Origin of the sequence: Roseomonas sp. 18066, assembly GCF_902706185.1 — a bacterium.
Classification (GTDB): Bacteria; Pseudomonadota; Alphaproteobacteria; order Acetobacterales; family Acetobacteraceae; genus Pseudoroseomonas.
Window position 1 is genome coordinate 1 of the sequence record NZ_CACSJM010000204.1, and the last position, 8,827, is coordinate 8,827.

General features: G+C 69.6%; 7 protein-coding genes and 1 pseudogene. 6 read left to right on the forward strand and 2 right to left on the reverse strand.

Annotated features, from left to right (window positions below):
• Positions 1 to 202 precede the first annotated feature (202 nt).
• Both GVN67_RS26405 and GVN67_RS26410 read left to right on the forward strand, forming a co-directional pair.
• The gene (locus GVN67_RS26405; RefSeq protein WP_160000307.1) at positions 203 to 925 is read left to right on the forward strand and encodes a haloacid dehalogenase type II; all 723 of its coding nucleotides are present in this window, start codon (positions 203 to 205) and stop codon (positions 923 to 925) included.
• A 96-nt stretch (positions 926 to 1,021) separates the two neighbouring features.
• Positions 1,022 to 1,588 carry an XRE family transcriptional regulator gene (locus GVN67_RS26410; protein WP_160000308.1) on the forward strand — a complete coding sequence of 189 codons (567 nt, stop codon included), beginning with the start codon at positions 1,022 to 1,024 and terminating at the stop codon, positions 1,586 to 1,588.
• On the opposite strand, the gene GVN67_RS26415 is transcribed toward GVN67_RS26410, so the two are convergent.
• Positions 1,578 to 2,927, reverse strand: coding sequence for an LLM class flavin-dependent oxidoreductase (locus GVN67_RS26415; RefSeq protein ID WP_160000309.1), 1,350 nt, complete (start codon positions 2,925 to 2,927; stop codon positions 1,578 to 1,580). The genes GVN67_RS26410 and GVN67_RS26415 overlap by 11 nt on opposite strands.
• A gap of 87 nt (positions 2,928 to 3,014) precedes the next feature.
• Positions 3,015 to 3,686 (reverse strand): YggS family pyridoxal phosphate-dependent enzyme, encoded by a 672-nt coding sequence (locus tag GVN67_RS26420; protein WP_160000310.1) that lies wholly within the window; start codon positions 3,684 to 3,686, stop codon positions 3,015 to 3,017.
• Positions 3,687 to 3,839: 153 nt separating this feature from the next.
• Here GVN67_RS26420 and GVN67_RS26425 point away from each other — a divergent pair, with 153 nt between their 5' ends.
• The 4 genes and pseudogenes from GVN67_RS26425 to leuS form a co-directional block, all read left to right on the forward strand.
• Positions 3,840 to 4,286 carry a thiamine phosphate synthase gene (locus GVN67_RS26425; protein WP_235035521.1) on the forward strand — a complete coding sequence of 149 codons (447 nt, stop codon included), beginning with the start codon at positions 3,840 to 3,842 and terminating at the stop codon, positions 4,284 to 4,286.
• Positions 4,287 to 4,577: 291 nt separating this feature from the next.
• Complete coding sequence (locus tag GVN67_RS26430) at positions 4,578 to 5,870, forward strand: porin (RefSeq protein ID WP_160000312.1); 1,293 nt, start codon at positions 4,578 to 4,580, stop codon at positions 5,868 to 5,870.
• 100 nt (positions 5,871 to 5,970) lie between these two features.
• Positions 5,971 to 6,534: a DUF3576 domain-containing protein gene (locus tag GVN67_RS26435; protein WP_200845403.1), complete on the forward strand. Its 564-nt coding sequence runs from the start codon at positions 5,971 to 5,973 to the stop codon at positions 6,532 to 6,534.
• Positions 6,535 to 6,724: 190 nt separating this feature from the next.
• Positions 6,725 to 8,755 (forward strand): annotated as a pseudogene (gene leuS / locus GVN67_RS26440) (leucine--tRNA ligase); the annotation flags it as partial.
• Positions 8,756 to 8,827: the final 72 nt, after the last annotated feature.

The following is an 8,827-nucleotide window of genomic DNA, read 5'->3' on the forward strand; positions in this document are numbered from 1 at the left end:
GTGGGCGGGGGGGTGGTCTGCTCGGTGCTGGTCATCTCGTCGCCCTCGGTCTCGCAGGCTGCGCCGTTAACGGCTGTCCTGCGTATCATGGGGTGTGGGAAGGCGACGGCCCAGGGGGCATGGCTTGGGTGTCCCTGCATTCCCGCTTCCCGCGATGGGCGCCGCCATGCGACGCTAACCCCTCTGGCTTCGGAGAGACGCGATGCGCCTGCAGGATTTCCGCGTACTGACCTTCGACTGCTACGGCACCCTGATCGACTGGGAGTCCGGCATCAACGCCGCCCTGCAGCCGCTGCTGCGCCAGGGCGGCCTGGCCCTGTCGCGGGAGGATGCGCTGGAAGCCTTCGCCCGGCACGAATCGGCGCAGCAAAGTGAAACCCCCGGCCTGATCTATTCCGACCTGCTCAGCGAGGTGCATCGCAGCCTGGCCGATGAATGGGGCGTCGAGGCCAGCGATGCGGTTCACGAAGCCTTCGGCAACTCCGTGCCCAACTGGCCGGCCTTCCCGGATTCCACCGCGGCGCTGACCTACCTGAAGCAGCACTACAAGCTGGTCATCCTGTCCAACGTCGACCGCGTCAGCTTCGCCGGCAGCCAGAAGCGCCTGGGCGTCGAATTCGACGCGGTCTACACGGCCCAGGATATCGGCAGCTACAAGCCGGACCTGCGCAACTTCGACTACATGCTGGAACGGCTCGCCGAGCATGGGCACTCGCCGAGCGAGATCCTGCACACGGCGCAGAGCCTGTTTCATGACCACGCGCCGGCCAAGCGGCTGGGGCTCGCCTCGGCCTGGATCGACCGGCGGCACGATCGGGATGGATGGGGGGCGACGCCGCCGCCGCCCTCGGGCGCGGGGTACGACTTCCGCTTTCCGACGCTGGGCGACATGGCCAAGGCGCATAAGGAAGAAGCACTGGCCTGACAGTGTTTCACGTGGATCAAAACAAGAAAGGCCAGGGGAATGAATTCCCCTGGACCCCTTCTTTTTTCTGATTCTTAAGCCGCTATTATCGGCGCGATGACCAACGACAACACGGCACAGCTCGCGCGGCGCCTGAAGACCGAGCGCGAAGGCCGTGGCTGGTCCCTCGCCGAGCTCGCCGACCGCTCCGGCGTGTCCAAAGCCATGATCAGCAAGATCGAACGCGACGAGGTCAGCCCGACCGCGGCCCTCCTCGGCCGGCTGTCCGGCGCCTTCGGCCTCAGCCTGTCCCAGCTCCTCGCCCGCGCCGAGCACACCGCCGGCCAGCTCGCCCGCCGCGACCGCCAACCCCTGTGGCAAGACCCCGAGACCGGCTTCACCCGCCGGGCCGCCACCCCGGCCGGCGGCCCGGCGACGCCGCTGGACCTGGTCTGGGGCGAGCTGCCCGCCGGCCAGTCGGTCGACTACCCCGCCGCCGCCTTCGCCTTCATCCAGGACCAGCAGATCATGCTGCTGGAAGGCCGGCTGGACTTCACCCAGGGGACGACCCTGCACGCGCTGCACCCGGGCGACTGCCTGCGCCTCGGCCCGCCCGAGGCCTGCCGCTTCCACAACCCGGGCGACACCCCCTGCCGCTACCTGGTGGTGCTGCTCAAGCGGTAGCGCGCAGCGCCGCCGCCGGATGCGGCGCCGCCAGCAAGGCGCCCGCCCCGAACAGCTTCTCCCGATAGGTGCCCGGGGCATAACCGGTCTTGAAGGCGCCGCGCGCCTGCAGTTCGGGCACCACCAGCTCGACGAACCGCTCCAGCCCCTCGGGCATGACGGTGCGCGACAGGTTGAAGCCATCGACATCGGCGGCCTCGGCCCAGCCGATCAGCGCCTCGGCCACGTGCTCGGCCGACCCCACGATCGGCGGCTGCCGGCTGCCGAGGACGAACTGGTCGATCAGGCGCCGCTTGGTGAAGACCGGCCCCGCCGCCTGCTTCATGGCGGTGACGTTGGACTGGATCGCCTGCCCTGGCCCCGACTCGATCGGCTCGTCCATCCCGTACTTGGCGAAATCGATGCCCAGCGAGGCCGAGGCATGCGCCAGCGCCCCCTCGACGCTGGCATGGCGGCGATATTCCGCCAGCAGGTCGCGCGCCTCGGCCTCGGTCCGGCCGACCACCACGGTCGCGCCGGCGAAGACCTTCAACGGCCGCGCGCCGGCCCGGGCCCGCAGGTCGGCCACCAGCGCCGCCACCGGCCCCGGCTTGCCGCCATTGACGAAGACGCATTCGGCATGGGTCGCGGCGAAGCGCCGCCCGCGATCCGAGGACCCGGCCTGGTACAGTACCGGCGTCCGCTGCGGCGAGGGCTCGCAGAGATGGATCGCCTCCATCTGGTACTGCCGCCCGTCATGCCGCACGGCGCGGACCTTGGCCGGATCGGCATAGACCCCGGCCCCGCGATCGGCGCGCACGGCGTCGCCGTCCCAGCTCGCCTCCCACAGGCGATAGACGACCTCCATGTATTCGTCCGCCAGGTCGTAGCGGTCGTCATGCGCCATCTGCTGGGAAAACCCCATCGCCCGGGCGGCGCTGTCCAGATAGCCGGTGACGATGTTCCAGCCGATCCGCCCGCTCGTCAGGTGGTCCAGCGTCGACATCCGCCGCGCGAAGAGGAAGGGCTGCTCATAGGCCAGGTTGCAGGTGATGCCGAAGCCCAGGTGCTGGGTCGCCGCCGCCATGGCCGGCACCAGCAGCGCCGGGTCCAGCAGCGGCACCTGCACCGCCCCCCGCAGCGCCGCGTCGGGGCTGCCGCCATGGACGTCGTAGATGCCCAGCACATCGGCCAGGAACAGCCCGTCGAACAGGCCCCGCTCCAGCGTCCGCGCCAGCCCGACCCAATGCTCCAGCCGGTGGTAGTGCACGGAGGTGTCGCGCGGATGCGTCCACATCCCCTGCTGAATATGGCCGATGCAGGCCATGTCGAAGGCGTTGAGCTGCAAGACCCGCGGCATGGCGTCCCCTTTCCGGCGCTATTCGTCCACTATAATGGACAACGCGGCCGGAGTCGAGACCAACCCGGCCGCGACTCTATATAAGGGTCAAGGTGCCGCCCGGTGCCCGAAGATGGCGGTGCCGACCCGGACATGGGTGGCGCCATGGCGGATCGCCGACTCGAAGTCGCCGCTCATCCCCATCGACAGCACGCCGAGCTGCAGCCGCGCCGCCGCTTCCTGCATGCCAGCGAAGTGGGGCGCGGGGTCTTCCTCGGCGGGGGGGATGCACATCAGCCCCTCGATCGGCAGGCCGTGAGTCTCGCGGCATTCGGCGATGAACTCGTCCAGCGCCTCGGGGTCGATGCCGGCCTTCTGCGGCTCGCGGCCGATATTGACCTGCACCAGCAGGCCCGGGCGGCGGCCTTCGCGCGCCATGGCCTCGGCCAGGCTCGCGGCCAGCTTCGGCCGGTCCAGGCTTTCGATCACATCGGCCAGCCGCACGGCGTCCCGCGCCTTGTTGGTCTGCAGCGCGCCGATGATATGCAGCCGCAGGCCAGGCTGGGACTCGCGCAGCCCCGGGAATTTCTGGGCGGCTTCCTGCACCCGGTTCTCGCCGAAGACCAGCTGCCCGGCGGCCAGGGCTTGCGCCACCGACTCGGCCGGGTGGAACTTGGACACCGCGACCAGCTGCACCGTGGCAGGGTCGCGCCCGGCCTGGTGGCAGGCCTGGGCGATGCGGTCATGGATCAGGGTCAGGTTGGCAGCGATATGGGACATGGCCTGGGGACGGTAGGGGGGGCGGCGCTGCGGCTCAAGCCGGGTCGGGCCGCGAATCGGCGGCCCCTGCCCCGCCTCTGGCTGTTCAGCGACCCGGCCCGCCTGCCTGACCCCCGCGCCGCTGCCGCCCGGCTGCCGCGCGGATCGGGGGTGGTGGCCCGCGGCGTGGCGGCGTCCCTGCTGCTGTCCCTGGCCCGGCAGATGCGCCATCGCGGCCCGCTGCTGCTGGGGGCCGCGCCGCGCCAGGCGCTGGCGCTGGGCGCCGGGCTGCACTGGCCCGACCGCGCCGAGGGGACGGGACTCGCCGCCTTCCGCCTGGCCCGCCGCGCCGGCGCCCCGGGCGCGCTGCTGTCGATGGCGGCCCATGGCCCGGCCGGGCTGCGCCGGGCGCGGCGGCAGGGGGCGGACCTGGTCTTCCTCTCGCCGCTGTTCCCGACGCCGAGCCATCCGGGCGCGCCCAGCCTCGGCCCCTTCCGCTGGGCGGCCCAGGCGCGCCGCGCCGGCCGGCCGGTCGCGGCGCTGGGCGGGATTCTGGCGACCAATGCCGCGCGGGTTCCGCCGCCCTGCTGCGGCCTGGCGGCCATCACCGCCCTGGCGTGAGCCTGGCCTTTTCCCGCGCCATCGCTGCCAAGCCGCTGAACACGTTATGCTTCCGTCAGAGTTTCAGGCGCCGTATCGGCGGGTCACCGCCTGTATCCCCGGTGTGACCTCCAAGACACAGTGTTTCAAGGAAGTCGCGCCGGGGCCAAGCGGAGCATTGCCGCCCCGGCAAGGCGTGAACCATAGTCCGCGCCAAGGCCTGACCCGTTCGCTTTTTTGGCGGACACCTGTCGAGGGGGACAGGGGGCCGCGGGACCTGCCGGAAGCTCCGGCGCGTGAGGAGGATTTGGGATGCGCAAGATTCTGCTGGGCACGACCGCTGTCGTCGGCGCCCTCGTGATGGCTTCCACGGGTGCGATGGCGCAGGGCGCCGACCCGTTCCGGGCTGCTGGCCCGGCCATGACGTCGCACCGTGACCTGGAAGTCCGCCTCGGCGGCTTCTTCCGCGCTTACTACACGAACACCACCCAGGACTTCAGCAACACCGCTGCTGGCAACCTGGGCAAGTCGGACTTCCAGCAGGAGACCGAGATCCACGTCGTCGCCAACGGCAAGGCCGCCAACGGCCTGCGTTACGGCGTCGCGATCGAGATCCAGAACGACAACTTCCGCGAAGCCATTTCTTCGGGCGGCCGGAACACGAACACCAAGACCCAGCTCGACCTCGATGAGGCCTGGGGCTATGTGGCCGGCGAGTTCGGTCAGATCCGCTTCGGTGACGAAGACAACGTCTATGGCCTGATGGGCCAGGGCTACATCGCGAACTTCGCCTCGGGCGGCCTCGACGGTGACTTCTACGACAGCCTGTACGGCCAGGGCCGTCCCAGCCTGAACATGCAGTCTGACGCTGGTGACAACACCAAGGTCATCTACATGTCCCCGCAGTTCGCGGGCTTCGACTTCGGCGCCAGCTTCGCCTTCAACCAGGGTGAAGGCCCCGAGGCCGGCTGCGGCACCACCGGAACCGGCTGCGACCGCCTCGGCTCCGTCCCGGGCGGCCTGATCCGTCGCCGCAACGAAGTCACCGCCATGCTGCGTTACCGCGGCAGCTTCTCCGGCGTGGGCATCGGTGCGCACGTTGGTTACATGGGCGCCGACGCCGTCAAGAACACGACCGGCCTGTCGCCGGAGCGCATGAACCTGGGCCTCGCCGGCATCCAGTTCACCGCCTTCGGCTTCCTGGTCGGTGGCCAGTACGTCTTCGGTGACGGCAACAACGGCTTCTCGCCGCGTGCCGACGTCGCCGGCGACAAGCGCCAGATGAACTCCTTCTTCACCGGCGTGTCCTACACCTACGGTGACATCACCGTCGGCGCCGACTACGCCGAGGTCCGTTCGGCCGGTAACCAGTCCACCCTGGCTGGCAACCCGCTGACCGGCAGCCGTACCGAGAAGGGCTTCAACGTGGGCGGTACCTACCGCATCGCGCCGGGCATCGAGTACATTGCCGAGTACACCTTCATCAAGCGTGAGGAAGCCGGTTACAACTTCTCCACCGGTGCCGCCAACGCTGCCGCTCAGCGCAACGTCGGCAACTCGCTGGACGCCAACGTCTTCCTGACGGGCTTCCGCTTCGCTTTCTGATCCCCTTACCGGGACCGGAACAGGAGGGCGGCAGGGCAACCTGCCGCCCTTTCTGTTTTCCTGCTTGCGTATCCCGGCCACAGGGACGTAAGTGACCGCCATGCTGAAGCACCGTGCCCGCGTCCTGCAGATCGCCCGTCCTGTCATCGCTTCGTCGCTGATGCTTCTGGCATTGGCGGCCTGCGGGAAGGGACGCATCGTCGAAAACGACGAGTACCTGAACGACTCGCGGCGCGCCCGCGTGGGAGGCCGGCTCAGCGGAGAGCAGGACGGCCTGCTCATCATGGGCACCGACCGCTCCGGCGGCGGGGCCGGGGGCCGTGGCGCCGCCGGCGAGGCCGGGCTCGGCGTCAACGCCTATCTGTGGCGCGCGACGCTGGACACCCTGTCCTTCCTGCCGCTCTCCTCGGCCGATCCCTTCGGCGGCGTGATCATCACCGACTGGTACGCGCCCCCGGCGACCCCGAACGAGCGCTTCCGCGCCACCGCCTATATCATGGGCCGGCAGCTGCGCTCCGATGGCGTCCGCATCTCGGTCTTCCGCCAGGAGCTGCGCGGCGGCACCTGGTCCGACGCGCCCGTCGTCCAGGCCACCGCCACCGACCTGGAGAACCAGGTCCTGACCCGCGCGCGCGAGCTGCGCAGCCAGTCCGCCGCCCGCTAAGGGCGGCCTTCCCTTCAGGCCGTGTTTCACGCAGGGCGTGGCGCAAGCCACGCCCTTTTGCCATGGCCGGCCTTCCCTTGGCCGCGACAAGCCCCTATCCCTTGGCGCCAAGCCTATCGATCGCCCAGACTGAGCTGCCCGGGTTCCTGCCCCCGGCGGCTCGCCTGCCCGGCCTGACAGACACGGTGCCATGAACGACGTCGCCCTCCCCGCCCGCTACGATTTCGCCGCCGCCGAGCCGCATTGGCAGCAGGCCTGGGAGGCGGGCGCCTGCTTCGCCGCGCCCGACGTGCCGGATGGCAGCAAGCCCAAATACTACGTGCTGGAGATGTTCCCCTACCCCTCGGGCAAGATCCACATGGGGCATGTGCGGAACTACACGCTGGGCGACGTGGTGGCGCGCTACAAGCGGGCGCGCGGCTTCCAGGTGCTGCACCCGATGGGCTGGGACGCCTTCGGCCTGCCGGCGGAGAATGCGGCGCGCGAGCGCGGCGTCCACCCCGCCGCCTGGACCTACCAGAACATCGCCACTATGCGCGCCGAGCTGCAGCGCATGGGCCTGTCGATCGAATGGGACCGCGAATTCGCCACCTGCGACCCCTCCTATTACGGCCAGCAGCAGAAGCTGTTCCTGGAGTTCCTGAAGGGCGGCCTGGTCGAGCGCAAGGAGAGCTGGGTCAACTGGGACCCGGTCGACCACACCGTGCTGGCCAATGAGCAGGTGATCGACGGCCGCGGCTGGCGCTCCGGCGCCCCGGTCGAGAAGAAGAAGCTGTCGCAGTGGTTCTTCTCGATCACCAAGTTCGCGCCGCAGCTGCTGGAGGCGCTCGACGGCCTCGACCGCTGGCCGGAACGCGTCAAGCTGATGCAGGCCAACTGGATCGGCCGCAGCGAGGGCGCCCGCGTCCGCTTCGCCCTCGAGACGCCGGCCGCCGGCCAGGACTCGGTCGAGGTCTTCACCACCCGTCCCGACACGCTGTTCGGCATGTCCTTCCTGGCGGTCGCGGCCGAGCACCCGCTGGCCGCCGCCGCCGCCGCGCAGAACCCGGCCATCGCTGGCTTCATCACCGAGGTCCGCGCGCTGGGCACCTCGGAGGCCGCCATCGAGCAGGCCGAGAAGCGCGGTATCGACACCGGGCTCAGGGTCAAGCACCCCTTCATCGAGGGCGCCACCTTCCCGGTCTGGATCGCCAATTTCGTGCTGATGGAATACGGCACGGGCGCCATCTTCGGCTGCCCCTCCGGCGACCAGCGCGACCTGGACTTCGCCCGCAAATACGACCTGCCGGTGCCGCCGGTCATCCTGCCCCCGGGCGAGGACTCTTCCACGTTTGCCATCGGCAAGACGGCCTACACGGATGACGGCGTCCTCTACAATTCCGGCTTCCTCGACGGGCTGGCGACGGATGCCGGCAAGCGGGCCGCCATCGACGCGCTGGAGGCGAAGGGCCAGGGCAAGGGCATCGTCAACTGGCGCCTGCGCGACTGGGGCGTCTCGCGCCAGCGCTACTGGGGCTGCCCGATCCCGGTGATCCATTGCGACGCCTGCGGCACCCAGCCGGTGCCCCAGGACCAGCTGCCGGTGGTGCTGCCGGAGGATGTCGACTTCTCGAAGTCCGGCAACCCGCTGGACCACCACCCGAGCTGGAAGCATGTCGCCTGCCCGTCCTGCGGCAAGCCCGCCCTGCGCGAGACCGACACCTGCGACACCTTCGTCGACAGCTCCTGGTATTTTGCCCGCTTCACCGCGCCGAAGGCGGGCACGCCCCTGGTGGCGGAAGCCGCCAATGGCTGGCTGCCGGTCGACCAGTATATCGGCGGCATCGAGCATGCGATCCTGCACCTGCTCTATTCCCGCTTCTTCACCCGCGGCCTGAGCCATCTGGGCCAGCTGTCGACGGCCGAGCCCTTCGCCGGGCTGTTCACCCAGGGCATGGTGCAGCACGCCTCCTACAAGTCCCAGGACGGCCGCTGGCTGGCCCCTGACGAGGTCGACGTGGCCACCGACGGCAGCGCCACCGACAAGGCCACCGGCCTGTCCGTGACGGTCGCGCGCAACGACAAGATGTCGAAGTCGAAGCGCAACACCATCGACCCCGGCGCCATCATCGACCATTACGGCGCCGACACGGCACGCTGGTTCATCCTCTCCGACAACCCGCCGGAGCGGGACATGGAGTGGACCGAGTCGGGCGTCTCCGGCGCCTCGCGCTTCACCCAGCCTGTCTCTTATACACACTGACGCTGCCGACGACTTAATAGGTGTAGATCTCGGTGGTCGCCGTATCATTAA

What these genes read in the sequence shown, in the direction of transcription:
- GVN67_RS26405 (WP_160000307.1), top strand. Translation starts at nt 203, where the DNA reads ATGCGCCTGCAGGATTTCCGCGTACTGACCTTCGACTGCTACGGCACC.
- GVN67_RS26410 (WP_160000308.1), top strand. Translation starts at nt 1,022, where the DNA reads ATGACCAACGACAACACGGCACAGCTCGCGCGGCGCCTGAAGACCGAG.
- GVN67_RS26415 (WP_160000309.1), bottom strand. Translation starts at nt 2,927, where the DNA reads ATGCCGCGGGTCTTGCAGCTCAACGCCTTCGACATGGCCTGCATCGGC.
- GVN67_RS26420 (WP_160000310.1), bottom strand. Translation starts at nt 3,686, where the DNA reads ATGTCCCATATCGCTGCCAACCTGACCCTGATCCATGACCGCATCGCC.
- GVN67_RS26430 (WP_160000312.1), top strand. Translation starts at nt 4,578, where the DNA reads ATGCGCAAGATTCTGCTGGGCACGACCGCTGTCGTCGGCGCCCTCGTG.
- GVN67_RS26435 (WP_200845403.1), top strand. Translation starts at nt 5,971, where the DNA reads ATGCTGAAGCACCGTGCCCGCGTCCTGCAGATCGCCCGTCCTGTCATC.